This window comes from Micromonospora halophytica (assembly GCF_900090245.1).
GTDB lineage: Bacteria > Actinomycetota > Actinomycetes > Mycobacteriales > Micromonosporaceae > Micromonospora > Micromonospora halophytica.
Map to the genome: position 1 here is coordinate 62,863 of NZ_FMDN01000011.1, position 25,146 is coordinate 88,008.

Annotated in this window: 25 protein-coding genes and 3 tRNA genes; 18 read left to right on the forward strand and 10 right to left on the reverse strand. The window is 73.4% G+C overall.

What is annotated here, in order from left to right:
• Nucleotides 1-278: 278 nt before the first annotated feature.
• On the reverse strand, nucleotides 279-1,154 hold the full coding sequence (locus GA0070560_RS16455) for an FAD:protein FMN transferase (protein ID WP_245675556.1): 876 nt from the start codon (nucleotides 1,152-1,154) through the stop codon (nucleotides 279-281).
• Nucleotides 1,155-1,377: 223 nt separating this feature from the next.
• Between GA0070560_RS16455 and GA0070560_RS16460 the strand changes: the two genes are divergently transcribed.
• On the forward strand, nucleotides 1,378-2,409 hold the full coding sequence (locus tag GA0070560_RS16460) for a 3-isopropylmalate dehydrogenase (RefSeq protein WP_091297874.1): 1,032 nt from the start codon (nucleotides 1,378-1,380) through the stop codon (nucleotides 2,407-2,409).
• A gap of 235 nt (nucleotides 2,410-2,644) precedes the next feature.
• A complete protein-coding gene (locus tag GA0070560_RS16465; RefSeq protein WP_091297877.1) occupies nucleotides 2,645-3,742 on the forward strand; it encodes a branched-chain amino acid aminotransferase in 1,098 nt (365 codons plus the stop codon).
• 115 nt (nucleotides 3,743-3,857) lie between these two features.
• Here GA0070560_RS16465 and GA0070560_RS16470 read toward each other — a convergent pair whose 3' ends face one another.
• The 4 genes from GA0070560_RS16470 to GA0070560_RS16485 form a co-directional block, all read right to left on the reverse strand.
• Entirely contained in the window at nucleotides 3,858-4,553 is a 696-nt protein-coding gene (locus tag GA0070560_RS16470) for a tyrosine-protein phosphatase (RefSeq protein ID WP_091298232.1), read from the reverse strand.
• A gap of 97 nt (nucleotides 4,554-4,650) precedes the next feature.
• Nucleotides 4,651-5,109, reverse strand: coding sequence for a PRC-barrel domain-containing protein (locus GA0070560_RS16475; RefSeq protein WP_091297880.1), 459 nt, complete (start codon nucleotides 5,107-5,109; stop codon nucleotides 4,651-4,653).
• A gap of 159 nt (nucleotides 5,110-5,268) precedes the next feature.
• Complete coding sequence (ahpD, locus tag GA0070560_RS16480; protein WP_091297883.1) at nucleotides 5,269-5,799, reverse strand: alkylhydroperoxidase, AhpD family; 531 nt, start codon at nucleotides 5,797-5,799, stop codon at nucleotides 5,269-5,271.
• A gap of 1 nt (nucleotide 5,800) precedes the next feature.
• On the reverse strand, nucleotides 5,801-6,361 hold the full coding sequence (locus GA0070560_RS16485) for a peroxiredoxin (RefSeq protein WP_091297885.1): 561 nt from the start codon (nucleotides 6,359-6,361) through the stop codon (nucleotides 5,801-5,803).
• Nucleotides 6,362-6,711: 350 nt separating this feature from the next.
• Between GA0070560_RS16485 and cimA the strand changes: the two genes are divergently transcribed.
• On the forward strand, nucleotides 6,712-8,295 hold the full coding sequence (gene cimA, locus GA0070560_RS16490; RefSeq protein WP_091297888.1) for a citramalate synthase: 1,584 nt from the start codon (nucleotides 6,712-6,714) through the stop codon (nucleotides 8,293-8,295).
• A gap of 19 nt (nucleotides 8,296-8,314) precedes the next feature.
• Here cimA and GA0070560_RS16495 read toward each other — a convergent pair whose 3' ends face one another.
• Complete coding sequence (locus tag GA0070560_RS16495; RefSeq protein WP_091297893.1) at nucleotides 8,315-9,298, reverse strand: endonuclease/exonuclease/phosphatase family protein; 984 nt, start codon at nucleotides 9,296-9,298, stop codon at nucleotides 8,315-8,317.
• A 218-nt stretch (nucleotides 9,299-9,516) separates the two neighbouring features.
• Between GA0070560_RS16495 and GA0070560_RS16500 the strand changes: the two genes are divergently transcribed.
• The 8 genes from GA0070560_RS16500 to GA0070560_RS16535 all read left to right on the forward strand — a co-directional run bounded on the left by GA0070560_RS16500 (nucleotide 9,517) and on the right by GA0070560_RS16535 (nucleotide 15,948).
• On the forward strand, nucleotides 9,517-10,566 hold the full coding sequence (locus GA0070560_RS16500) for an AAA family ATPase (protein WP_091297897.1): 1,050 nt from the start codon (nucleotides 9,517-9,519) through the stop codon (nucleotides 10,564-10,566).
• Nucleotides 10,563-11,567: a DUF58 domain-containing protein gene (locus GA0070560_RS16505; protein WP_091297900.1), complete on the forward strand. Its 1,005-nt coding sequence runs from the start codon at nucleotides 10,563-10,565 to the stop codon at nucleotides 11,565-11,567. The genes GA0070560_RS16500 and GA0070560_RS16505 overlap by 4 nt, the downstream gene beginning before the upstream one ends.
• A complete protein-coding gene (locus GA0070560_RS16510) occupies nucleotides 11,564-12,523 on the forward strand; it encodes a VWA domain-containing protein (RefSeq protein WP_091297903.1) in 960 nt (319 codons plus the stop codon). The genes GA0070560_RS16505 and GA0070560_RS16510 overlap by 4 nt, the downstream gene beginning before the upstream one ends.
• A gap of 25 nt (nucleotides 12,524-12,548) precedes the next feature.
• The gene (locus GA0070560_RS16515) at nucleotides 12,549-13,412 is read left to right on the forward strand and encodes a S1C family serine protease (RefSeq protein ID WP_091297907.1); all 864 of its coding nucleotides are present in this window, start codon (nucleotides 12,549-12,551) and stop codon (nucleotides 13,410-13,412) included.
• Between the two features lie 106 nt (nucleotides 13,413-13,518).
• Nucleotides 13,519-13,824, forward strand: coding sequence for a hypothetical protein (locus tag GA0070560_RS16520; protein ID WP_091297911.1), 306 nt, complete (start codon nucleotides 13,519-13,521; stop codon nucleotides 13,822-13,824).
• A gap of 9 nt (nucleotides 13,825-13,833) precedes the next feature.
• Nucleotides 13,834-14,259: an alternative ribosome rescue aminoacyl-tRNA hydrolase ArfB gene (gene arfB, locus GA0070560_RS16525; protein ID WP_091297914.1), complete on the forward strand. Its 426-nt coding sequence runs from the start codon at nucleotides 13,834-13,836 to the stop codon at nucleotides 14,257-14,259.
• 46 nt (nucleotides 14,260-14,305) lie between these two features.
• Nucleotides 14,306-14,695, forward strand: coding sequence for a DUF4180 domain-containing protein (locus tag GA0070560_RS16530; RefSeq protein ID WP_091297917.1), 390 nt, complete (start codon nucleotides 14,306-14,308; stop codon nucleotides 14,693-14,695).
• Between the two features lie 146 nt (nucleotides 14,696-14,841).
• The gene (locus GA0070560_RS16535; protein WP_091297920.1) at nucleotides 14,842-15,948 is read left to right on the forward strand and encodes a cellulose binding domain-containing protein; all 1,107 of its coding nucleotides are present in this window, start codon (nucleotides 14,842-14,844) and stop codon (nucleotides 15,946-15,948) included.
• A gap of 128 nt (nucleotides 15,949-16,076) precedes the next feature.
• Here the strand turns inward: GA0070560_RS16535 and GA0070560_RS16540 are convergent, their stop codons facing one another.
• Complete coding sequence (locus GA0070560_RS16540) at nucleotides 16,077-16,940, reverse strand: 3-methyladenine DNA glycosylase (RefSeq protein ID WP_091297923.1); 864 nt, start codon at nucleotides 16,938-16,940, stop codon at nucleotides 16,077-16,079.
• 33 nt (nucleotides 16,941-16,973) lie between these two features.
• Nucleotides 16,974-18,449 (reverse strand): hypothetical protein, encoded by a 1,476-nt coding sequence (locus tag GA0070560_RS16545; protein ID WP_091297927.1) that lies wholly within the window; start codon nucleotides 18,447-18,449, stop codon nucleotides 16,974-16,976.
• A gap of 166 nt (nucleotides 18,450-18,615) precedes the next feature.
• Between GA0070560_RS16545 and GA0070560_RS16550 the strand changes: the two genes are divergently transcribed.
• From GA0070560_RS16550 to GA0070560_RS16565, 4 genes are all read left to right on the forward strand, one after another.
• Nucleotides 18,616-19,419: a fumarylacetoacetate hydrolase family protein gene (locus GA0070560_RS16550; RefSeq protein WP_091297932.1), complete on the forward strand. Its 804-nt coding sequence runs from the start codon at nucleotides 18,616-18,618 to the stop codon at nucleotides 19,417-19,419.
• Nucleotides 19,420-19,525: 106 nt separating this feature from the next.
• A tRNA-Gln gene (locus tag GA0070560_RS16555) sits at nucleotides 19,526-19,597 on the forward strand.
• Nucleotides 19,598-19,736: 139 nt separating this feature from the next.
• Nucleotides 19,737-19,809, forward strand: a tRNA-Glu gene (locus GA0070560_RS16560).
• A 162-nt stretch (nucleotides 19,810-19,971) separates the two neighbouring features.
• Nucleotides 19,972-20,044: transfer RNA gene (locus GA0070560_RS16565), tRNA-Glu, on the forward strand.
• 491 nt (nucleotides 20,045-20,535) lie between these two features.
• Here GA0070560_RS16565 and GA0070560_RS16570 read toward each other — a convergent pair.
• Nucleotides 20,536-21,222: an IclR family transcriptional regulator gene (locus GA0070560_RS16570; protein ID WP_088977837.1), complete on the reverse strand. Its 687-nt coding sequence runs from the start codon at nucleotides 21,220-21,222 to the stop codon at nucleotides 20,536-20,538.
• A 49-nt stretch (nucleotides 21,223-21,271) separates the two neighbouring features.
• On the opposite strand from GA0070560_RS16570, the gene leuC reads away from it, so the two are divergent.
• The 3 genes from leuC (at nucleotide 21,272) to GA0070560_RS16585 (ending at nucleotide 24,161) form a co-directional block, all read left to right on the forward strand.
• Nucleotides 21,272-22,714, forward strand: coding sequence for a 3-isopropylmalate dehydratase large subunit (gene leuC / locus GA0070560_RS16575; RefSeq protein WP_091297935.1), 1,443 nt, complete (start codon nucleotides 21,272-21,274; stop codon nucleotides 22,712-22,714).
• A 15-nt stretch (nucleotides 22,715-22,729) separates the two neighbouring features.
• Nucleotides 22,730-23,317, forward strand: a complete 588-nt coding sequence (leuD, locus tag GA0070560_RS16580) for a 3-isopropylmalate dehydratase small subunit (protein WP_091297938.1) — start codon at nucleotides 22,730-22,732, stop codon at nucleotides 23,315-23,317.
• A 172-nt stretch (nucleotides 23,318-23,489) separates the two neighbouring features.
• A complete protein-coding gene (locus tag GA0070560_RS16585; RefSeq protein WP_170839439.1) occupies nucleotides 23,490-24,161 on the forward strand; it encodes an HU family DNA-binding protein in 672 nt (223 codons plus the stop codon).
• 59 nt (nucleotides 24,162-24,220) lie between these two features.
• Here GA0070560_RS16585 and GA0070560_RS16590 read toward each other — a convergent pair whose 3' ends face one another.
• Nucleotides 24,221-25,105, reverse strand: coding sequence for an NUDIX hydrolase (locus GA0070560_RS16590; protein ID WP_091297946.1), 885 nt, complete (start codon nucleotides 25,103-25,105; stop codon nucleotides 24,221-24,223).
• Between the last annotated feature and the right edge of the window lie 41 nt (nucleotides 25,106-25,146).

The window sequence follows — 25,146 nt, forward strand, 5'->3', positions numbered from 1 at the left end:
TCCGTTGTGGAGACCGGAGACCCTTGCGTCGAGCTGCGTCGATTCGCTAGCGTACCGGTGCGGTCACCGGCTGAGTTGGGGCGTTCGGCCCGTCTTCGGGTGACGAGGTCAGGCGTCCGACCGACCGGTCCGCACCCCTCGATTGCGCGAGCCACGCGCACTCGTCGCTGACCGGCCCCCACGGTCGTTGCCGAGACCGTGGGGGCCGATCGCGGGCCCGCCGACCGCGCCACCGGAGTGGACCCCCTCCACTCCGTCGGTCGACGCGCCCCGGCGCCTCAGCGGCGCCGGTGGGCGAAGAGAGCCTGATAACCCGATCCGTTGCGGAACCATGCCAGCCCGGTCGGGCCGGCGGCGTAGAGCGCGGTGGCGTACGCGTCGGCGACCGCGAGGTCGGGACCGACGACGGTTGCCGCGACGAGCTGGTCGGCCGGGTCGCCGGTGTGCGGGTCGACCACGTGCCCCCGGCGGCCGGACACCCCCGAGGTGCCCACCGCCCCGGCCGTCATCTCCAGCACCAGCGGCGCGCGGCGGCCGTCGGTCGGGTGGTGCACGGCCACCCGCCACGGCCCGCCGTGCGCGGCGTGCCCGCGTACGGTCAGGTCCGCGCCGGAGAGCACCGCGTAGTCGGTGATGCCGGCGGCGCGCAGCCGGGCGGCCGCGCGCTCCACCGCCCAGCCGTTGAGCAGGCCGCCCGGGTCGAAGCCGCCGGGCACCGCCCAGGCGTCGAACCAGCCGTCGGTCGCCGCGCGCATGGCCGCGCAGCGGTCCACCAGGTCGGCCAGCGGCGGGTACGACTCGGGGCTGATCTCGCCCCGGCGCAGCCGGGAGACCAGGCTGTCCGGGCGGGTCGGGCCGTAGGTGAGGTCGATGGCCCGCAGTTCGGCGACGGCGTCGCGCAGCGCGTCGCCGACCGTCCGGCGGCCCACGTGTCCGGGGGCGTTGAGCAGCAGCGAGTATTCGGCCGTGCTGGTGCGCACGCGGTGTTGGACGGCGATCCGGTCGCCGGTGGCGTCGCCGCCGGAGTCGACGCGGTGGTTGCGGGTGCCGAGGCGCAGGTCCGGCCGGCGCAGTGTGAAGGCGGCCTGGTCCACCCACCGGGTGCGCGGCTGCTCGTCGAGCCCCGCCGCCCCACGCTGCTGGTCGGTCCGCACCACATCCGCTCCTTCGCTGACCGCGCCGCGACGACAGCGGCGGATCCCGTCGCGAGCCCCCGTGACCCGCTGCACACTGACCCTAGGTAGTGGAGATGACCGCACCATGAATGTCACCTGGGAGCCTCCTGAGCATTTCAATATCCCGAATCGTGGAAGACGCGTACCGGGAGACGGGACGGCGACGTACCGTTCACGGGAACGACGAGGTGAGGAGCGCCAGGTGGCACGGATCGCGGTGGTGGCCGGGGACGGGATCGGACCCGAGGTGGTCGGGCAGGCCCGCAAGGTCCTCGACGCCGTGCTCCCCGGGATCGAGGCCACCGAGTACGACCTCGGCGCCGCGCGCTACCACCGCACCGGCGAGGTGCTGCCCGACTCGGTGCTGACCGAGCTGGCCGGGCACGACGCCATCCTGCTCGGCGCGGTCGGCGACCCGAGCGTCCCGCCGGGCGTGCTGGAGCGCGGCCTGCTGCTCAAGCTCCGCTTCGCCTTCGACCAGTACGTCAACCTGCGCCCGTCCCGGCTCTGGCCGGGCGTGCCGGGCCCGCTGGCCACCGTCAAGCCGGGCGAGGTCGATCTGGTGGTGGTCCGGGAGGGCACCGAGGGGCTGTACGCCGGCGCCGGTGGCTCGCTGCACCGCGACACCCCCGCCGAGGTCGCCACCGAGGAGAGCCTGAACACCCGGCACGGGGTGGAGCGGGTCGTCCGCGACGCCTTCGCCCGGGCCGCCCGCCGGGAACGGCGCAAGGTCACCCTGGTGCACAAGACCAACGTGCTGACCCACGCCGGGTCGCTCTGGGCGCGCGCCTTCGAGGCGGTGGCCGCCGAGCACCCCGACGTGGCCACCGAGTACCAGCACGTCGACGCCGCCGCGATGTTCCTGGTCACCCAGCCCCAGCGGTACGACGTGGTGGTCACCGACAACCTGTTCGGCGACATCCTGACCGACATCGCCGCCGCCGTCACCGGCGGCATCGGGCTGGCCGCCAGCGGCTGCATCAACCCCTCCGGGGCGTACCCGTCGATGTTCGAGCCGGTGCACGGCTCGGCGCCGGACATCGCGGGCAAGGGCCTGGCCGACCCGGTGGCCGCGGTGCTCTCCGCCGCCCTCCTGCTCGACCAGCTCGGCCACGCCGACGCCGCCGCCCGGGTGACCGCCGCGGTCGGCGCCGAGCTGGCCAACCGCACCCCGGGCGTACCCCTGCGCACCGAGGAGGTCGGCGACCGGCTCGCCGGTTACGCCGTAGCCTGACCGGGCGCCGCGTCGCCCGCCTCCACCGGCCCACCGCCCGGGTCCGCCGGACCCGGGCCGGGCCGGACTGCTCCCCGCCGTCGTCGGTGTCGACGCCCCGCGCCGCATCCCATCGGGTGTGCTCGTTCCGCCGGGCGCAGCTATCCGCTGAACGACCGTTCGGGGTAAGTTTCTGGCACCAGTGATGTCGGTGTGCGGCCCCGTACGCCGTTCAACCCTCAGGGAGGTCAGCGCGATGAGCGGTGGTGACAAGCTCGATTTCGAGATCCGTCCGAATCCCGCCCCGGTATCCGCCGCCGACCGGGCCGCGCTGCTGGCCAACCCGGGTTTCGGCCGGGTCTTCACCGACCACATGGTCACCATCCGCTACGCCGAGGGCAAGGGCTGGTACGACGCCCGCGTCGAGGCCCGCGCGCCGATCCCGATGGACCCGGCGAGCGCCGTCCTGCACTACGCGCAGGAGATCTTCGAGGGGCTGAAGGCGTACCGGACCGCCGACGGCGCGGTCACCATGTTCCGTCCGGAGGCGAACGCCGCCCGGTTCGTCGCCTCCGCCAGGCGGCTGGCCATGCCGGAGCTGCCGGAGGAGACGTTCGTCGAGTCGCTGCGCCGGATCGTCGAGATCGACCGGGAGTGGATCCCGGAGGGCCCGGACGCCAGCCTCTACCTGCGGCCGTTCATGTTCGCCAGCGAGGTCTTCCTCGGCGTGCGCCCGGCCAACGAGTACCTCTACTGCGTCATCGCCTCGCCGGCCGGGGCGTACTTCGCCGGTGGGGTCAAGCCGGTGACGGTCTGGGTCAGCCCGGACTACACCCGCGCCGCCCCCGGCGGCACCGGCGCGGCGAAGTGCGGCGGCAACTACGCCGCCTCGCTGGCCGCGCAGGCCGAGGCGATCGAGGCCGGCTGCGACCAGGTGGTCTTCCTCGACGCGGTGGAGCGCCGCTTCGTCGACGAGCTGGGCGGCATGAACGTCTTCTTCGTCTACGAGGACAACACCCTGGTCACCCCGCCGCTGACCGGCACGATCCTGCCGGGCATCACCCGCGACGCCGTCCTGTCCCTGGCTGCCGCCTCCGGGCACCGGGTCGAGGAGCGGCCGGTCAGCTTCGCCGACTGGCAGGCCGACGCGGCCAGTGGCCGGCTGCGGGAGGTCTTCGCCTGCGGCACCGCGGCAGTGATCACCCCGATCGGCCGGGTGCGTTTCCCCGACGGGGAGTTCCTGATCGGCGGGGGTGAGCCGGGTCGCTCCACGATGGCCCTGCGCGAGCAACTGGTGGCGATCCAGCGCGGCGAGGCCGAGGACCCGCACGGCTGGGTGCGCCGCGTCTGCTGATCCGCCGACTGCCGACCGCCGGCCCGCCGCTGCCGCGGCGTGGCCGGCGGTCGCCGTTTCGGACCCTGGAGGTCGCCGGGCGCCCCGGCCAGATCGCGGGAGGGCGGGCCGTCAGTTACTCCAGCAGGTGGTCGCGTAGCGCGGCGAGCTGGGCGTCGGTCAGTCCGGCGTGCCGCAGGTAGTCCTCCACCGAGCCGTGCCGGTGACGCAGCTCGGTGAGGAAGAGCGTCATCGCCTCGGCGGGGGTGGTGAGCGGGGGCAGCCCGGGCCGGACCTGCTTGCCGGTGGAGTTGAACCAGGTCTGGAACCGTTCGGCGGCCTCGGTGCTGAGCGCGTAGTCGGCGGCGATCTCGGTGTCGGGGACCCCGAGCACCGCCAGGGTGAGCCCGCAGACGATGCCGGTGCGGTCCTTGCCCGCGACGCAGTGCACCAGAACCGGGGCGGCGGTCTCGTCGGCGATCAGCCCGACCGCCTCGCCCAGCCCGGTCGCGCCGGTCTCGGCCAGGTCGGCGTACCGGTCGGCCAGGTAGCGGGCGAGGTCGGTGCCCTGCCGGTACGGGTTCTCGCCCCAGTCGGCGTGCTCCGGGTGGATGTTGCGGTACGCCAGCCCGTCGAACTCGGGCACCCGGCCGTCCCGCTCCACCTCGGAGGGTCGGCGTAGGTCGATGACGGTCCGGACGCCGAGGGCGGCGAACGCCTCCCGGTCGGCGCCGTCGAGACGGTGCGGGGAGTCCGAGCGGTAGAGCCGGCCCCTGCGCACGGCGCGGCCGTCGCGGGCGGGGTGTCCGCCCACCTCTCGGAAGTTGAACATGACGGAGAAGGGAACGCGGCGGTTGACCTGTGTGTCGTCCACTCGGACACGGTAACGGCCGGCGGGTTTCCCCACCGGCCGTCGAGGTCCGTGCCGCTCAGCGCGCGGTGCCCGGGGGCACGTTGCCGTACGTCTCGTCGTAGTAGCCGCCCAGCGTGTCCCGGTACGACGGGTCGCTGTGGCTGGTCTCGTCGTACTCCGGCGCGGCCTTGATCTGGTCCTTGCCGCGGTCCACGTAGACCTTCCTGTCGTCGTGGTCCACCTGGTTCACGGTGCCGGCCGGCAGCATGACCTTCTTGCCGAAGATCCACGGGCCGGTGTCGACGACCAGGTAGCTGCCGCCGACCTCGTGGCTCGCGCTGTCGATCTTGCCGATGCCGCCGTCGGTGGCCTCGACCTTGTAGCCGACCAGGTCGGCGTCGACCACCCCGGCCTCGTCGCGGTAGCGCCAGGGGTTGAAGGCGCCGGCGGGGGCGCCGCCGGCGACGCTGCCCTGACCGCCGTCGATCATCGGGTCGGTGCTGCCGTACGTGGCGTGCGGGTCGAGCCTGTCCATGGGGAACTCCTGCCCCGACTGTCGTAGTCGTATCGGAGGAAAAGTGCTTCGTGTCCACGGATGGGGTACCCGGACCCGCCGCCCTCCACACTCGGTGACCGGAAACGACGACGGGCCGGTACCGCGGTCGCGGTACCGGCCCGGTGCCGAGTGTCCGGCTCAGACCAGGGCGGCCTGCGCGTCGAGCGCCACCGCGGCGGCGTGCACGACGGCGGCGATGCGCAGCCCCTCGTGCACCTGCTCGCGGGTGAACCCGGCGCCGCGCAGGGCCTTCTCGTGCGACTCCAGGCAGACGCCACAGCCGGTGATGGCCGAGACGGCGAGGCACCAGAGTTCGAAGTCACCCTTGTCCACGCCCGGCCTGGCGATGATCTGCATCCGCAGCCGGGCCGGCATCGAGGCGTACTGCTCGTCGCCGATGAGGTGCTTGGCCCGGTAGTAGACGTTGTTCATCGCCATGATCGTGGCGGCGCCCTTGGCGGCCTCGACGGCCTCCGGCGACAGGTGGGTCGAGGCCTCGTCGGCGATCTCCCTCAGCACCACCGGGTTACGTGCGGCGACCGCGCAGGCCAGGGCGGTGCCCCAGGCCTGCTCGGGCTTGAGCGTCGAGGTGCCGACGGTGGAGCCGAGGTTGAGCTTGATGTCCTTGGCGTACTCGGGCAGCGTCGCCTTGACCGCGTCCAGACCCATGTCAGGCGCCGGCGCCGGCGAGCAGGGCGTTGGCGTCGAGGGTGGCGCCGCCCTTGTTCCAGTTGCACGGGCAGAGCTCGTCGGTCTGCAGCGCGTCCAGCACCCGCAGCACCTCGGAGACGTTCCGGCCGACGGAGCCGGCGGTGACCATGGCGAACTGGATCTCGTTGTCCGGGTCGACGATGAAGGTGGCCCGCTGCGCCACGCCGTCGTCGCCCAGCACGCCGCAGGCGGCGCTCAGCTCACGCTTGATGTCGCTGAGCATCGGGAAGGGCAGCTCGCGCAGGTCCGGGTGGTCCTTGCGCCAGGCGTAGTGCACGAACTCGTTGTCCACCGAGACGCCGAGCACCTGGGCGTCGCGGTCGGCGAACTCACCGTTGAGGCGGCCGAACTCGGCGATCTCCGTCGGGCAGATGAAGGTGAAGTCCTTCGGCCAGAAGAAGACGACGCGCCACTTGCCCTCGTGGGACTTGTGGTGGAGCGTCTCGAACGCCTTGTCGGCGTCGAGCGAGACGCACGCGGTGAGTTCGTACTCGGGAAAGCGGTCACCGACAGTGAGCACGGGTCCTCCTTGACTGCGGCACGAGGGCCGGTAACTGGATCGGTTCCAGATACTTCCGCAGCGAAGTTTCCTGCTGGTGGCGGCCGGGTGACTTGTGAAGTCGATCACCGCCGGCGGGTTCTGCCCGAGGAGCTGCGGTGAATCTGTTATGAACACTCAACGTCACCATCCCGACATGTGGATTATGCCTCCCAGAAGTCGGTCGGGAGTGGCAGAGTGGCCACCGTGAGCAGCACCGTCCTGATTATTGGCACGTAGCGCGCCGGCCTCCCCTCCGCCGAGCGCGCAGACCTCCCGCACCCCGCGGGGGGTCTTTTTGTTGCTCCCCGGCCCGTGAAGAAGGGACTCCCATGACGTTCCAGGTGTACGACACCACGCTGCGCGACGGCGCCCAGCGTGAGGGGCTCAGCTACTCGGTGGTCGACAAGCTGGCCGTGGCCCGGCTCCTCGACGAGCTGGGGGTGGGCTTCATCGAGGGCGGGTGGCCCGGCGCGGTCCCGAAGGACACCGAGTTCTTCCGCCGGGCGCGTACCGAGCTGGACCTGAAGCACGCCGTGCTGGTCGCCTTCGGGGCCACCCGGCGGGCCAACGTGGCCGTGCAGGACGACCCGCAGGTGCGGGGCCTGCTCGACGCCGAGACCCCGGCGGTCGCGCTGGTCGCCAAGGCGGACATCCGGCACGTCGAGCGCGCGCTGCGCACCACCGGCGCGGAGAACCTGGCCATGATCCGGGACACGGTGGCGTACCTGGTCGCGCAGGGCCGGCGGGTCTTCGTCGACGGCGAGCACTTCTTCGACGGGTGGCGGCACGATCCGGTGTACACCGCCTCGGTGGTGCAGGCCGCGCTCGGTGCGGGGGCCGAGCGGTTCGTGCTCTGCGACACCAACGGCGGGATGCTGCCGTCGCAGGTGACGGCGGCCATCGCCGACCTCACCGCACGCACCGGCGTCGCGCCGGAGCTGCTCGGCATCCACTGCCAGAACGACACCGCCTGCGCGGTGGCCAACACGATCGCCGCCGTCGAGGCCGGGGTCCGGCACGTCCAGGGCACCGCCAACGGGTACGGCGAGCGCCCCGGCAACGCCGACATCTTCGCGGTCGTCGCCAACCTCCAGCTCAAGCTCGGCATGCCCGTCCTACCGGATGGCTGCCTGGAACAGATGGTGCGGGTCTCGCACGCCATCGCCGAGATCGCCAACATCGCCCCCGACACCCACCAGGCGTACGTCGGGGCTGCGGCCTTCGCCCACAAGGCGGGGCTGCACGCGAGCGCGATCAAGGTCGACCCGTTGCTCTACAACCACGTGGACCCGTCGGTGGTGGGCAACGACATGCGGATCCTCGTCACCGAGATGGCCGGCCGGGCCAGCGTCGAGCTCAAGAGCCGCGAGCTCGGCCTGGACCTGGCCGGCCATCCGGAGGCGTTGTCGAAGGTGACCAGCCGGGTCAAGGAGCTGGAGGCGGGCGGGTGGTCGTTCGAGGCCGCTGACGCCTCGTTCGAGCTGCTGGTCCGCTCCGAACTGCCGGACGCCGCGCCGACGCGGCCGTTCGCGCTGGAGTCGTACCGGGTGCTGGTCGAGCACCGGGAGGACGGCGCGGTGGTCTCCGAGGCCACCGTGAAGATCCGGGTACGCGGGGAGCGGGTGATCGCCACCGCCGAGGGCAACGGCCCGATCAACGCCCTCGACGAGGCGCTGCGGGTCGGGCTGTCCCGGCACTACCCGGAGCTGCGCGACTTCGAGCTGGCCGACTACAAGGTCCGGATCCTGGAGGGCAGCCACGGCACCGGCGCGGTGACCCGGGTGCTGGTGGAGACCGCCGACGGCACCGGCCGGGACTGGACCACCGTCGGGGTGCACCCCAACGTGGTCGAGGCGTCCTGGCACGCTCTCGTCGACGCGCTCACCTACGGCCTGGACCGCGCCCGGGTCTGACCGTCGCAGGTGACGCGGTTCAGGCGGCCGGGAGGCGCAGTTCGGCGAGGACCGCCCGGTGGTCGCTGCCCGGCACCGGGTGCACGTCGACGGTGCGGACGGCGATCCGCCGGTCGACCAGCACATGGTCGATGGTGACCGGCGGGACCGGGCCGCCGTCGTACGGCCCCCAGGTGCCGGCCAGCCCCGCCCCGGCGGCGTCGGCCGCGTCCACGTACCCGCTGTCCAGCAGCGCCCGCAGCGGGGCGTGGTCGAGGGTGGCGTTGAAGTCCCCGGCGAGGACGCTCAGCGGCCCGTCCGGGGTGGCGCGCGGCTGCGCCCGCAGGTCGGTGAACCATTCGTCGACCACCTCGACGCCGTACGGGGCGGCCGGATGCGCCGACTCGACCCGCAGCGGTGCCGCGCCGGGGACCGCCACCCGCGCGTACGCCTGGGTGAACGCCATGCCGGCGTTGCGCCGGAAACCGCCGTCGGAGAGCGGGTGGCGTGCGTAGAGCCCCGAGCCGGTGGTGCCGACCTCCGGGTTGAGCTGCCGGTGGGGGAGCAGCTCGGACAGCCCCTGCCGGTCCAGTTCGGCCTGCGCCTGCGGGGTGAACTCCTGCACGGCGAGCACGTCCACCCGGTGCCGGCGGACCAGGTCGACCAGGGTGCGGGCGTCCGCGCCGCCCTTGAGCAGGTTGGCGGTGAGCAGCCGCAGCACCGGTCCGTCCACGTCCGGCTGCCCGGAGGCGAGGGCCCGGGGCGCCACCGTGCCGACCAGCGTCAGCGTCACCAGTGCCGCGACCACCGCCGGCCCGCGACGCCGCAGGGCGAGCGCCAGCCCGAGCGGCACCAGGCTCCCGACCGCGACGTACGGGGTGAAGGCCAGCGCCTGCACCAGGGGGCCGCGTTCCAGCCCGGCCAGGCGTACCACCGCCCAGGCGAGGCCGGGTACGACCGCCAGCCAGCAGAGCAGCATGGTCCACGAGTGCTGCGTACGCGGTGGCGCGACGGTGTCGATCATGGTGCTCAGGCTAGCCGTCGGCCTGTCGCGCGGTGGCCCGCCACACCGTCTCGTGAACGGCGCGGGTGATCGGCACGGAACCCCCGTCGACGTGCCGACGGGTCGGGACCGTCGCTCTGTCGGCTGTGGTGCCGCTCGTCCCGGATAGGCCCGGAGAAGCGCCGTCCGGCCCGGAAATTCCGACGTTTGTCGGGCCGGTGGCCCGGGAAGCAAGCACCGTGACGGACATCTCGGACACCCTGGCCAGCCTGCCCACCCCGGCCGAACCCGATCCGGCGGGCATCGAGCTGGAACAGACCCTCTTCGAGGTCAAACGTGTGATCGTCGGGCAGGATCGGCTCGTCGACCGCCTGCTCACCGCACTGGTCGCCGACGGGCACTGCCTGCTGGAGGGCGTGCCCGGCGTGGCCAAGACGCTCGCCGCGCAGACCCTCGCCACGGTGGTCGGCGGGACGTTCTCGCGGATTCAGTTCACCCCCGACCTGGTCCCCTCCGACATCGTCGGCACCCGCATCTACCGGGCGTCGAAGGAGAGCTTCGACGTCGAGCTGGGCCCGATCATGGCCAACCTCGTGCTGGCCGACGAGATCAACCGAGCCCCGGCCAAGGTGCAGTCCGCGCTGCTGGAGGCGATGGCCGAGCGGCAGGTCTCGATCGGTGGTCGGAGCTGGCCGGTGCCGGAACCCTTCCTGGTGCTCGCCACCCAGAACCCGATCGAGTCCGAGGGGGTGTACCAGCTGCCCGAGGCGCAGCGGGACCGCTTCCTCATGAAGATCGTCGTGGACTACCCGGACGACGCCGACGAACTGGCGATCCTCTACCGGATGAGCGTCGAGAAGCCCCGGGCCCGGCAGGTGCTCGACCCGGTACGCCTGCGCGACCTGCAACAGCGCGCCGCCCGCGTCTTCGTCCACCACGCCATCGCCGAGTACGTCGTCCGGCTCATCCTCGCCACCCGCGACCCGGGTCGCTTCGGGCTGCCCGAGATCGCGCCGCTGCTGGCGTACGGGGCGAGCCCCCGGGCCACCCTCGGCCTGGTCGCCGCCGCCCGCGCCCAGGCGCTGCTGCGCGGCCGGGAGTACGTGCTCCCCGAGGACGTCCGGGACCTCGCCGTGGACGTCCTCGCCCACCGGCTGGTGCTCTCCTTCGACGCGGTCGCGGACGGGGTCGCCGCCGAGGCGCTGGTGCACCGGCTCGTCCAGGCCGTGCCACCACCCGTGCTCGCCACCGGGCAGCCCGAGCACGCACCCGACCTGGCGGCGGCATGAGGCGGGTCGCCGCCCGGCCACCGGCCGACCCGGGACTGGCCGACCTCGCCCCCGGCCAGCGACTGCGCCGACTGGAGCTGACCGTGACCCGACGCCTGGACGGCCTGCTCCAGGGACAGCATCGTGGGCTGCTGCCCGGGCCGGGCAGCGAGATCGCCGGCAGCCGGGAGTACCGGCCCGGTGAGGACGAGGTACGCCGGATGGACTGGGCGGTGACCGCCCGCACGGGCGTGCCGCACGTGCGTGAGGTCGACGCCGACCGGGAACTCACCACCTGGCTGCTGGTGGACGCCAGCCCCAGCATGGAGTTCGGCACCGCGGAGCTGGACAAGCGGGAGCTGTCGGTGGCCGCCGTCGCCGCGGTCGGCTTCCTCACCGCCGGGGCGGGCAACCGGCTCGGCGCCCAGGTGCTCGGCCCTTCCGGGCTGCGTCGCTTCCCGGCGCGCGGTGGGCGTACCCACCTGCTGAGCCTGCTCCGGGCGCTGCTGGCGGCCCCGCGCTCCGGCGGGCACGACGCCGCCGGCCACCCGCCGGAGCCGCCCGACCTGGGCGCGGCGCTCGCCGCGACGCAGCGGGTCGCCACCCGGCGCGGCCTGGTCGTGGTGGTCTCCGACTTCCTCGACGGGCTGCCCGAGCATCCCGACGACCCGGCTCCCTGGGAGCCGGCGCTGCGCCGGCTCGCGGCCCGCCACCAGGTGCTCGCGGTGGAGATCACCGACCCCCGCGAGCTGGAGCTGCCGGACGTCGGCCTGATCACCCTGGTCGACCCGGAGACCGGCCGGCGGCGTGAGGTCTGGACCGGCGATGCGGTCCTGCGCCGGCGCTACGCCGACGCCGCCGCCGTGCAGCGCGACCAGGTACGCCGGGCGCTGCGCCGGTGCGCGGCGGCCCACCTGCCGCTGCGGACCGACCGGGACTGGACCGCCGACATCGTGCGCCACGTGCACGCCCAGCGTCGCCTCGCGGCGGCGCCCGCGGCGGCCCGGGGAGGTGTGGCGTGAGCTGGCAGTCACCCGCCCGCCTGCTGCTGCTGTTCGGGGTGCTCGCGCTGGCCGTCGGCTACCTGCTCGCCCAGCGCCGGCACAGCCGGTACGCCGTCCGCTTCACCAACCTGCGGCTGCTCGACCGGGTCGCGCCGGCCCGCCCCGCCTGGCGGCGGCACGTGCCGGCCGGCCTCTTCCTGGCCATGCTGGCGCTGCTGGTGGTGGGCTTCGCCCGGCCCGAGGCCGAGGTGCGGGTGCCCCGGGAACGCGCCACCGTCATGGTCGCCGTCGACGTCTCCACCTCGATGCTCGCCACCGACGTGGAGCCGGACCGGCTGGCGGCGGCCAAGGAGGCGGCCCGCCGCTTCGTCGAAGGGCTGCCCGACGAGTTCAACGTCGGTCTGGTCGCCTTCGCCGGAAGCGCCGCGGTGCTGGTGCCGCCGAGCACCGACCGGGAGGCGCTGGACGAGGGGATCGAGCGGCTCGCCGAGGGGATCACCGGCGTGCAGGGCACCGCGATCGGCGAGGCGATCAGCGCCTCGCTCGGGGCGGTGAAGAGCCTCGACGCCAACGCCGCCAAGCAGCCGCCGCCGGCCCGGATCATCCTGCTCTCCGACGGGGCGAACACCTCCGGCATGGACCCGATGGAGGCGGCCTCGGCCGCCGTGACGGCGAAGGTGCCGGTGCACACCATCTCGTTCGGCACGCCGGGCGGCTTCGTCGACCGGGGCGGCCGGCCGATCCAGGTGCCGGTCGACGGGCAGACCCTCAAGGCGGTCGCCGAGGACACCGGGGGCCGGTTCCACGAGGCGGGCAGCAGCCAGGAACTGCGCGAGGTGTACGAGGACATCGGCTCCTCGGTCGGTTGGCGCAAGGAACGCCAGGACATCTCCGCCCGGTTCATCGGCCTCGGGCTGGTGTTCGCGATGGGCGCCGCGGCCGGGTCGATGCGCTGGTTCTCCCGGCTGCCCTGACCCCCGACGAGTGAGGAGCACGCGTATGGCTGTGCAGACCGGTCTGGGCGAGCCCCGGGGACCGTGGTTCGTCTCGCCCGAGCTGGGTCCGGACGGGAGGTCCCGGTGGGACGTACCGGGGTCGGGGGAGGACCCGTCCCGGCGGCGCTGGCGCGGACGGCTGCTGACCGCGGCGGCGGTGGTTGCCCTCTCCACCGTCTCCGGCGCGGCGGCCGGCGGCTGGGTGGCCGGCCAGGGCGGCGGCCCGGGGCCGACGGCGGCCTCCGCCGCGCCGGTGCCCGCGGAGCTGGTGACCGCCGCCCAGAAGACCGTGCCGGGCGTGGTGTCGGTGATGGCCGGCGGCGGCACCCGGGCGGGCGCCACCGGCTCCGGTTTCGCCATCGACAATCAGCAGCACATCATCACCAACGACCACATCCTGGCAAAGGGCGGTGGCGGCGAGGTGACCGTGGAGCTGCCCGACGGCCGCCGGTACGCCGCCGAGGTGGTCGGCCGGGAACCGGGCAGCGACCTGGCGGTGCTGAAGGTGCCGACAGAGGCCGGCCTGGCGCCCCTGCCGCTGGCCAAGCCGCGCTCGACCCGGGTGGGGGAGCCGGTGCTGGCGGTCGGTTCGCCGCTCGGGCTGGCCGGCACGGTCACCGCGGGCATCGTCAGCGCGCTGGACCGCCAGGTGCGGCTGGGCACCAACCGGCGCAGCGCGGTGCAGACCGACGCCTCCATCAACCCGGGTAACTCAGGAGGTCCGCTGGTCAACGCCCGGGGCGAGGTGGTCGGGGTGAACACCGCGATCGCCACCATCGACGGCAACGGCTCGATCGGGATCGGGTTCGCCATCCCGATCGACCAGGTTCAGCAGACCGCCGACACGATCATCGGCAAAGGCGGCTGAGCCGGACGTGCCAGGACCGGAAGGGCGTAACGGTAGAACTATCGGATACCCGGCATGGGACCATCGGGCCATAGAAATATCACGTTGAGTGTGGATACTGGCGTGGGTGGAGCTTTCTCTCGTTGCGGTCCTGCTCGCGGTGGGACTCTTCCTCGGATGGGGCGTGGGCGCCCAGTACGCCAGGGCCAGACGCGGCTGGAACGACTACCGGGCCGCCAAGAACGCCGTACCGGGCGCCCGGCGGACCGCGTGGCTGCTGCTCCGGGCGGTCACCACCAAGGTCGGCGTGATCGCGCTGCTGCTCGTCGGTGCGGTCGCGTACGCCACGGTGGGGCCCGACCACGAGCGCGCCGAGCCGGCCCCCAGCCCTACCCCGACCGCTTCCACCAAGGCCGGCGTGAAGGAGCGCTAGCCTCGGGGCGTGGATGACGGACTGCGGGTCAACGACCGGTGGGTGGTGCCCGCCACCGAGCTGCGGGAGCGGTTCTCCCGGTCGTCCGGCCCGGGCGGGCAGGGGGTCAACACCACCGACTCGCGGGTGGAGCTGAGCTTCGACCTGGCCGCCACGCCGAGTCTCCCGCCGGGGCTGCGGGGCCGGGCGCTGGAACGGTTGGCCGGTCGGCTGGTCGGCGGGGTGCTCACCGTCACCGCCAGCGAACACCGGGCCCAGCTCGCCAACCGGGAGGCGGCCCGGGAGCGACTGGCCGCGCTGCTGCGCGAGGCCGTCGCGCCGCCGCCCCCGCCCCGACGGCCCACCCGTCCCTCCCGTGGGGCCAAGGAGCGCCGACTGGCCGAGAAGAAGCGCCAGTCCCAGCGCAAGCGGGACCGGCGGGTCGACGGGGACTGACCGGGAAAGCCCGCGTACCCGGGCGGCGCGTGCCTAGGCTGCGACCATGTCCGGCGACACCCTCGTCACCCTGCACGGCCGTTCGGTGCTGGCCTGCGCCGCCGACGGCCCGAAGCTCTGTGAGGGCGCCGACGCGCTGCGGGTGATCGGTGAGGCCTCCGGGTACGGCGCGGAGCTGGTGGTGCTCCCGGTACGGCGGCTGGCCGTCGAGTTCTTCACTCTGCGTTCCGGGGTGGCCGGGGAGCTGATGCAGAAGTTCGTCAACCACCGGATGCCGTTGGCCGTGGTCGGGGACATCTCCGTCCACGTGGCACGCAGCGCCGCGCTGCGCGACTTCGTCACCGAGGCCAACGAGGGCCACCAGCTCTGGTTCGTCGACACCATGTCCGAGCTGGAGGAGAAGCTGCGCCGGCAGGGGGAGAGCGCCACCGCCTGAGCCGGCCGGCGCGGGCCGCCCCGCCCGGGCGGTGGGCCCGCGGACGGCAGGACGTTGAGTTCGATGATGTTCGATGCTGGAATGGCCGTGGGAGCAAGGGCCGTCACCGACCGCACGCACCGTCACGTGACAGGAGTTCCTTCACCATGCCCCGAAGGCCGTTCGTCTCCGCCCTGCTCGCCGCGCTCGCGGCCGCCCCGCTCGTCCTGATCTCCGGGCTGGCCGCCGCCGCGCCCGCCCAACCGGCCGCTGCCGCCGCACCGGTACGCGTCATGCCGCTCGGCGACTCGATCACCGGGTCACCGGGCTGCTGGCGGTCGATCCTCTGGAACCGGCTCCAGTCCACCGGCCACACCGACATCGACTTCGTCGGCACCCTCGGCCCACAGGGCTGCGGCCAGCCGCACGACGGGGACAACGAGGGCCACGGCGGATACCTGGCGACCAACGTCGCCAACCAGAACCTGCTGCCCGGCTGGCTCTCCGCCACCCGGCCCGACATCGTGCTGATGCACTTCGGCACCAACGACGTGTGGAGCAACATCCCGCCGGCCACCATCCTGGCCGCGTACGGCAAGCTGGTCGACCAGATGCGGGCCAGCAACCCGGCGATGCGGGTGATCGTCGCGAAGATCATCCCGATGGCGCCGGCCTCCTGCGCCGAGTGCGGCCAGCGGGCCGTGGCGCTCAACAGCGCCATCGACGGCTGGGCGGCGGGGAAGACCACCGCGCAGTCGCCGGTCGTCGTGGTCGACCAGTGGACCGGGTTCAGCACCGCCACCGACACCTACGACGGGGTGCACCCCAACGCGGCCGGCGACCAGAAGATGTCCGACCGCTGGTACCCGGCCGTGGTGGCCGCCCTCTCCGGCGCCACCCCGAGCCCGACGGTCAGCCCGACCGTGTCGCCCAGCCCGACGGTCAGCCCCACGTCGACCCCGTCCGCTCCGGTGGCCTGCGCCGCGACCTACCGGATCACCAACCAGTGGCAGGGCGGCTGGCAGGGCGAGGTGACCGTACGCAGCACCGGCACCGCCCGGACCAGCGGCTGGCGGGTCGGCTTCACCCTGCCCGACGGCCAGCGGATCACCCAGGCATGGAACGCCGAACTGACCCAGAGCGGCACGGCCGTCTCCGCACGCAACGTGAGCTGGAACGGCGCCCTGGCCGCCGGTGCCGAGGCCACCTTCGGGTTCCTCGGCAGCACGACCGGCACGCCCACTGTGCCGGCGGTGACCTGCACCGCCGGCTGAGTCGCATGCCCGACGGCCCGTGTCCCGTGCGGCGCGGGCCGTCGGGCATCGTCCACCACCGACGGTACGACCCGACGCCCCTCGGCCCGAACGCCCTCGGCCCGACGTCCTGTCGACGAGCGGGGCGGTCAGCCCAGCGCCGCCAGCAGCCGCCCGCGCAGCACGGCCGCCCGTTCGGCGAAGTCCCGCTGGGCGGCGGCATACTCGGCGCGGCCCTCCGGGGTCTCCACCCGCACCGGGGCGTACCCGAGGTCGGCCAGGTCGTACGGGCTGGCCCGCATGTCCAGCGCGCGGATCTCCCGGGCCAGGGCGAAACAGTCCGCCACCAGCTCGCTGGGCACCAGCGGAGAGAGCTTGTAGGACCACTTGTAGAGGTCCATGTTGGTGTGCAGGCAGCCCGGCTGCTCCAGCGCGTGCTGGCTCTCCCTGGTCGGCGTGAGCAGGTTCAACGGTCGGGCCGGCGGGGTGAAGAACCGGTACGCGTCGAAGTGGCTGCACCGTACGCCGCGTTCCTCGACCACCGCGGCCGTCCGTTCCGGTGTCAGGCGCAGCGGCCAGGCATTGTGGCGTACCTCCTCCTGGGTCTGCCGGTAGACCATCGCCCACTCGTGCATCCCGAAGCAGCCCAGGTGCGCCGGCCGGCCGGCGGTGGCGACGAGCAGGGCACGGATCCAGGCGACGGACTCGCCGCGCCGTGCGCGTACCCGATCGGTGTCGAGGGTGACCCCGGCGGCGTCGGCGCGGTAGTCCGGGCCGAACTCGGCCGGGTCGGCGTCGCGCAGCACCACCCCCGCGCCCGGGTGCCAGCGGCGCAGCTGGGCCGGGCGGTGCGAGTAGTAGGTGAAGAGGAAGTCCTCCACCGGGTGCTTCCCGCCCGCCTTGCGGCGGGCCAGGTGCGGCGCCAGCCAGGCGTCCACCCGCTGTTCGTGCGCGGCGCGCCGGGCCTGCCAGTCGGCCGCGTCGAGGGCGGCGGGGGCGAGGGCGGCGGTCACGGACCCAGGGTACGACCGCCGCCCGCACGCCGGTCAGGGCACGTCCACCCGGACCCCGGCGGAGAAGACCCCGCTGCGCAGTTCGAGCTGTTCCGGCTTCTGCGCCCCGTTCATGGTGAAGACCAGCGGCAGCACCAGCCGACTGTTCGCGGCGACCGGCTGGGCGAAGACGTCGCGGCCCAGGTTGGCCAGCCGGGTGGCGTCCGCGTCGGCGGTGACCCAGTTGCCGCCCCGCAGGTAGGCCCGTTGCAGCTCGCCGTGCCAGGTCTGCTGCTCGGGCGTGACGTTGCGTACCCCGACGGTGGCCTGGCACCGCCGCGCCGACCCGGGGGCGTTCGTGCAGTCCACCCGGTAGACGGTGAACTCGAACGCCCGCTCCCGCAGCGGCACTCCGACGGTGCCGGTGGTGCTCCGGCCCACCCAGGCGCCGCTGGTCGGCTGCTTGGCCGTGTCGATCGCGGAGACCTGCCGGGTGGCGGTGAACACCGCCGTCGAGACGACTGCGGCGAGTACCACCACGGCCACCCCGACGATCGCCCAGACCGGCGGTCTGCGGCGTCGTCCGGTCGCGCCGGGTGCGGCCGGGCGCGGACGGCCGGTGCCGCCGGGAGCGTCGGGGCCGCCGGCGTACGGCGGGACGCCCGCCGCCGTCGGCACGGCGCCGGTCGGCTCGGCGCGTCGCCGACGGGCGCGCCGCCACGCCCAGGCTCCGGCGGCGCTCAGCATGAGCAGCACCACCAGCGTCGCGGCCAGGATCGACGGTCGTCGCCAGGCCGGGGTCGCCTCCTCCACCTCCGCGGCCGGCACCCCTGCGCCCTGCCAGGTGGCGGTGGCGCAGTCGTACGGCCGGTTGCCGTCGCCGGTGAAGGCGCAGGCGGGCGCGGTGACCGCCCGGCCCGGCGCGGTGACCGCGAGCGCGGTGTCCAGCGTCGTGGTGCTCCGGGCCGGCAGGCGCAGCTGCCAGGTCACCTCCCCGGTGCTGTTCGGCCCCGGGACGCGGGTGGCCCGGCCGCCCGCGCTCACCGCCGTCGTCGACGAGCCGGCCGGCAGCTCCTGCCGCACCGTGGTCTCGATCGGCGTGGTGGCGTCGTTGTGGACGCGGATCCGGTAGCCCGGCGCGGGCGTTCCGGCCGCCGTCACCGACACGGTGACCGGTGGGGCGGGCCGGGGCGCTCCCGGCGCGGCCGTGGCGCCCATTCCGGGGGCCGGCACGGCGGGCGTCACCGGGATCACCGCCCCGGTCGCGGCGACTCCCGGGGCTGCCGGCGCCTTGCGCGCCCCGGGTGCCGCGGCCGGGGCGAGCACACCGGTCGGCCCGGGTGCCGGGCTCGTGGACGCCGACGGCGCCGGGCTGGTGGGCGCGGCCGCCGGTGGCGCCGGGGCGACCACCGCCGGTGCGGCCTCGGCTCTCGGGGACGTCGCCGTGGGCAGGGCCGGCACGGCGGCGAGGATGCCCAGGCCGTGCACGAACACGGCGAGGGCCCTGTGGTGTCGTCTCGATGCAGGCATACGAACGAACCTCCGCAGCCGACGCTAGGGGCGCGTCACCTCCGGCCGGGTACGAAGTACCGAACCCGGCCCCGCCCGGCCGTCGATGGCGTACGCTGCGCCGACGCCGCCGGCGGCCGGGCCGTCGCCGGGCTCGGGGCGCGCCGGCAGGGGCTAGATTGGCCTGGTGCGTATCGCTCGTTTTGCTCATGCCAAGGGAATGTCGTTCGGGGTCGTCGAGGGCGATCCGGGGGGCGGGCCGCAGGGCCTGACCGTCGCCGAGATCGAGGGTCACCCGTTCGGTCCGATCCAGTTCTCCGGCGCCCGCTGGGCGCTCTCCGACGTCCGGCTGCTCTCGCCGATCCTGCCGAGCAAGGTGGTCTGTGTCGGCCGTAACTACGCCGAGCACGCCGCCGAGCACGGCGGCGAGGTGCCGAAGGAGCCGCTGCTCTTCCTCAAGCCCTCCACTTCGGTGATCGGGCCGCGGGACGCGATCCGGTTGCCGATCTTCTCCAAGCAGGTCGAGCACGAGGCGGAGTTGGCCGTGGTGATCGGCGCGCCCGGCGCGCGGCGGGCCGATCGGGCCGCCGCCGAGAAGGCGATCTTCGGCTACACCTGCGCCAACGACGTGACCGCGCGGGACCTGCAGCGCTCCGACGGGCAGTGGACCCGGGCCAAGGGCTTCGACTCGTTCTGTCCGATCGGCCCGTGGATCACCACCGGCCTGGACGTCTCCGACCTGGAGGTCCGCTGTGAGGTGGGTCGCGACCCGGAGGAGACGGAGGTACGCCAGCTCGGCCGGACCAAGGACATGGTCTTCGACGTGCCGGCGCTGGTGTCGTACATCTCGCACGTGATGACGCTGCTCCCCGGCGACGTGGTGCTGACCGGAACCCCGGCGGGGGTTAGCCCGCTCACGGAGGGGGATACGGTCACCGTGCGGATCGAGGGGATCGGCGAGCTCACCAACCCGGTGGTCCCGGTCGCCTGATGCGTCCGACGCCCTGTTTGCGCAGTTCAGAGGCGGTTCAGGGGGTTGGATTTGGCCTGTCGGCGCGGGGAGGGTAGAGTTCTTTCTCGGCGCCGCAAGGGGCCAATGGGGTATGGGGTAATTGGCAGCCCGACTGATTCTGGTTCAGTTAGTCTAGGTTCGAGTCCTGGTACCCCAGCGCAACCGCGGATTCGCGAGAGTCCCGGACGCTGGATTCTGGCGGAGTTCCGCTCCCCTCCTTCCCGGAGGGGTGGCGGATGATCTCTGGTAGAGTGCAGCTTCCCCGCCCGTGAGGGTGGGGAAGCGACATGAGTTCTGGCCCCGTCGTCTAGCGGCCCAGGACGCCGCCCTCTCAAGGCGGTAGCGCCGGTTCGAATCCGGTCGGGGCTACAGCGCTGACAGCCCGTTCCACCTCGGTGGGGCGGGCTTCTTCGTGTCTCCGTCTCCGCCACGCACCTGCCCGGCCGGGTGCCCCCGCGTCGGCGCGGGAAAGTGGTGCCGCTAGACTACAACCGCACCGCTCGCCAGGGCGGTGATGCAGGAAAAGTGCCTGGCCCCGTCGTCTAGCGGCCCAGGACGCCGCCCTCTCAAGGCGGTAGCGCCGGTTCGAATCCGGTCGGGGCTACAGAGCAGGTGCGGCCCGTCTCGCTGATCGTGGGGCGGGCCGTTCGCTATCCACCTCACTGAGCGTGTTGCTCGCTCGTCGTTACTCTTCGTGTGCATCGGTGCCGGGTTGTCTGGTGACCTTTGCGTCCTTTGCTCTGCTGCCACCCACGCGCCACCGCTGTGAGCAGCGATGAAGCGACCAGGTCCTGTCGCGGTTGGGCGCTCACCCAGTCACCCTCCGCTGCTGGCGCGTATGTGGCAGCAGAGCAAAGGGGCAAGGTGGTGGGTCCGCACCTTTGGCAGAATATGACGCACAGTGACCGTGGCGAGGCGTTCTCGCCGGCTCGGCCCTTGCTCGAGGTCCGGCTCGTGCCGCTCGACCCGGCCGGCCGATCCCCAGGTCCGGCTCCTGCCGCCCTGCCTGCCGCCCTGCCCGGGGTCGAGCCGGCCCGGCCTGGACACCGCGATCTCGCCCCGCCGTCCGACCGGGCCTCGACGGCCGGGCTGCGGTCAGAGGCCGGAGAGGCGTTGGCCGGCGCGGACCACCGCCATGGCGTGGCGTTCGCCGGGGCGGCGGCCGAGGCGCTCGATGGGGCCGGAGATGCTGATCGCGGCGATCACCCGGCCGGTGCGGTCCCGGATCGGGGCCGAGACGCTCGCCACCCCCGCCTCGCGCTCGGCGACGCTCTGCGCCCAGCCTCGGCGACGGACCTCGGCCAGGGTGCGGCCGGTGAACTTCGACCGGGGCAACAGCGGCATGACCGCCTCCGGCGGCTCCCAGGCGAGCAGGATCTGCGCCGCCGAGCCCGCCGTCATGGGCAGCACCGAGCCGACCGGCACGGTGTCCCGTAGGCCGCTGGCGCGCTCGGCGGCGGCCACGCAGACGCGCTCGTCGGCGCGGCGCAGGTAGAGCTGGGCGCTCTCACCGGTGGCGTCGCGCAGCGCGGCCAGCAACGGCTCCGCCGCCGTCAGCAGCACGTCCGGAGCGGCGTTGGCCAGCTCGCCGAGCCGGGGCCCGGGACGCCAGCGCCCCTGGGTGTCCCGGACCAGCATCCGGTGGATCTCCAGCGCCTGTGCCAGCCGGTGCGCGGTGGCCCGGGGCAGCTTGGTGCGTTCAACGAGTTCGGCCAGGCTGGCACCGTCGACACAGGCGGCCAGGATGACCACCGCCTTGTCGAGGACGCCGACACCGCTCATACTGTGTCCCACAAGCCGAAATTTACCTCCCAGAATTTAGGATGTCCAGATGGTGGGAGTCACTCGACCGAGGACCCTGGCCGAGAAGGTCTGGGACGCGCACGTCGTACGGACCGCCGAGGGTGAGCCGGACCTGCTCTACATCGACCTGCACCTGCTGCACGAGGTGACGAGCCCGCAGGCCTTCGACGGGCTGCGCCTGGCCGGCCGCCGGGTCCGCCGCCCCGATCTCACGCTCGCGACCGAGGACCACAACACCCCGACCTGGTACGACGACCCGTCGTTCCGGCTGCGCCGCGGTGACCTGCTCACCATCGCGGACCCGACCTCGCGTACGCAGATCGAGACGCTGCGCCGCAACTGCGCCGAGTTCGGCCTGCGGCTGCACCCCCTGGGCGACGAGAACCAGGGCATCGTGCACGTCATCGGCCCGCAGCTCGGCGTCACCCAGCCCGGCATGACCATCGTCTGCGGCGACTCGCACACCGCCACCCACGGCGCCCTCGGGGCGCTCGCCTTCGGCATCGGCACCAGTGAGGTCGAGCACGTCCTGGCCACCCAGACGCTGCCCCAGGCCCGGCCGAAGACCATGGCGGTGAACGTCACCGGCGAGCTCGGCCCCGGCGTCACCGCCAAGGACCTGGTCCTCGCGCTGATCGCCCAGGTCGGCACCGGCGGCGGACGCGGCCACATCGTGGAGTACCGGGGCGAGGCGATCCGCGCCCTGTCCATGGAGGGCCGGATGACGGTCGCCAACATGTCCATCGAGTGGGGCGCCAAAGCCGGGCTGATCGCACCGGACGAGACCACCTTCGCGTACCTCAAGGGCCGGCCGAACGCCCCGCAGGGCGCGGACTGGGACGCCGCGGTGGCCTACTGGCGGACCCTGCCCACCGACGCCGACGCGACCTTCGACGCCGAGATCACCCTCGACGCCGGCCGGATCACCCCCTTCGTGACCTGGGGCACCAACCCCGGCCAGGGCGCGCCGCTCGGCTCGGCCGTGCCCGACCCGGAGGAGTTCGTCAGCGAGGCGGACCGGACCGCCGCCCGCCGGGCCCTGGAGTACATGGACCTCACCCCCGGCACTCCGTTGCGGGACCTCGCGGTCGACGTGGTCTTCGTCGGCTCCTGCACCAACGGCCGGCTGGAGGACCTGCGTGCCGCCGCGGACGTGCTGCGCGGCCACCGGGTCGCCGACGGCGTACGGATGCTGGTGGTGCCCGGCAGCGCGGCCGTGCGGGAGGCGGCCGAGGCGGAAGGGCTGGACAAGGTCTTCGCCGACGCCGGCGCCGAGTGGCGCTTCGCCGGTTGCTCGATGTGCCTCGGGATGAACCCGGACACGCTCAAGCCCGGCCAGCGCTCCGCGTCCACCTCCAACCGCAACTTCGAGGGCCGTCAGGGCCGGGGAGGGCGCACCCACCTGGTGTCCCCGCCGGTCGCCGCCGCCACCGCCGTGGCCGGTCGGCTCGCCGCCCCCGCCGATCTGTAGAAGGGCAGCCGAGAGATGGACAAGTTCACCACCCACACCGGCACCGCCGTGCCGCTGCGACGGTCCAACGTGGACACCGATCAGATCATCCCGGCCGTGTACCTCAAGCGGGTGACCCGAACCGGTTTCGCGGACGGACTCTTCAACGCGTGGCGGGAAGATCCGCAATTCGTGCTCAATGATCCGGCGTATTCCGGTGCGTCGATTCTCGTGGCCGGTCCGGAGTTCGGTACCGGATCTTCACGGGAGCACGCCGTCTGGGCGCTGCGCGACTGGGGCTTCCGCGCGGTGATCTCCCCCCGCTTCGGTGACATCTTCCGGGGCAACGCCCTCAAGGAAGGGCTCCTGCCGGTGGAGCTGGAATTGAAAGCGGTCGAGGAGATCTGGGCTCGGATCGAGTCCGACCCGCGCACTGCGGTGACCGTCGACCTGACCGCCCGGGAGGTCCGGCTCGGCGAGTCCACCTGGTCGTTCCCGCTGGACGACCACAGCCGTTGGCGGCTGATGGAGGGCTTGGACGACATTGGACTCACCCTCCGGCACGCCGACGACATCGCCGCCTACGAGGCCACCCGGCCGTCCTTCAAGCCCGCCGTGGCATAGCCGTACGCCGCACCACTCATCGGTTTTCGCCCCCACCGGTTCGCCCGGTGGGGGCGAATCCGTTACGACACAAGGGCTTTTTTCCATCGAATGTTTGTGTCCAGGCAGCACAGGGCATACCGTGCGCGCAGAATGGCTCGCGTCGAGTCAGTTGCACAATCGGGAGGAAGTCGTGAACAAGGCCGAGCTCATCGAGGCGCTCGCCGCTCGCCTGGGGGACCGGAAGACGGCGACGGCCGCGCTCGACGCGGTTCTCGCTGAGGTCCAGGCAGCGGTCACCAAGGGCGAAAAGGTGGCGATCACCGGTTTCGGAGCGTTCGAAAAGCGTGTCCGAGGGGCCCGAACAGCGCGCAACCCACGTACCGGCGAGGCGGTGAAGGTCAAGAAGACGTCCGTCCCGACCTTCCGCGCCGGCGCCGGATTCAAGGAGATGGTGGCCAGCGGCAAGGTGCCGAAGGCCGCGGCCCCGGCGAAGAAGACCGCCACGGCGGCCGCCAAGGCCACCGGGGTGAAGGCGGCGGGGGCCAAGGCGACCGGGGCGAAGGCCACCGGCGCGAAGGCCACCGCGGCCAAGAAGACCACGGCCGCCGCCAAGAAGACCACGGCCACCGCGGCCAAGAAGACCACGGCCGCCAAGGCCACCAGGACCACCGCGGCGAAGGCCGCCACCAAGAAGGCCGCCCCGGCGAAGAAGACCGCCGCGGCGACCAAGGCCACCGCCGCCAGGAAGACCGCCGCGGCCAAGAAGACCGCGGCCACGAAGAGCACCGCCGCCAAGAGCACCGCGGCGAAGAGGGCCCCGGCGAAGAAGGCGCCGGCCAAGAAGGCCGCCACCAAGCGCTGATCTCCGCGTACGACGCACAGGGCGCCCACCGCGACGGTGGGCGCCCTTCGTGCGTGCGGTCAGAGGCGGTCGGCGGTGAGCAGCCGGTCGGCGGTGAAGGCGAGCAGCCAGCCGCTGCCCTTCGGGGTGGTCCAGTCGGCGGCCCGCCCGGCCAACCGTTCCAGCGCGCCCGGGATCACCTTGCCCTGGCTGCACACCCCGACCGACGCCCCGGCGGCGGCCAGCTCCGCCAGCCGGCCGGCCGCAGCCAGCGCACACTCCTCGTTCTGCTGGCCCGGGCGCGGCTCGTCCAGGTCGCCGCAGACCTCGACCGCCAGGTCGAGCAGGGCCGCCGCCGGGGCGAGGGTCTGCACGCAGCGGCGCGCCGACGCCGACAGCAGCCGGGTCGGGCGGACGAGCGCCAGCAACGGCGCCAGCGCCTCGGCCTGGGCCTCGCCCTCGGCGTCGAGCGGGCGGCCGTCGTCCGGGCCGGACCAGGTGGCCCGCCTCCCGGCGTGCCCGTGCCGGACCAGGACGATCGTCGCGGTCACCGGGGGCAGCGCGGCGAACGCGGCCAGCACCTCCGCGTCGTGCGGGTAGCTGACCAGCCGGACCGCGTCGTCGACGCCGAGCCAGCGCACGTCGTCGACCTCGGTGTCCGGTTGGAACCCGCCCTCGCCCACCGCCCGCATGGACCAGTAGTCGACCTCCTTGGGCCGGCCCTCGCTGCGGTAGCGCACGGTGGGCAGGCGGACCTGCGGGACGGCCCGTACGTCGCTCTCCTCGGCCATCTCGCGGACGGCGGCCAGCAGCGGATGCTCGCCGGACTCCAGCTTCCCCTTGGGCAGCGACCAGTCGCCGTAGCGGGGGCGGTGCACCAGGCAGACCTCGACGCCGCCGGCGGCGTCCGGCCGCCAGGCCACCCCGCCGGCCGCCCGGATCCCGACCGGTTCCTCGTCCACCATCCCGTCACCCTACGTCCGGGGCGGTCCCCGTACGGGCCGCT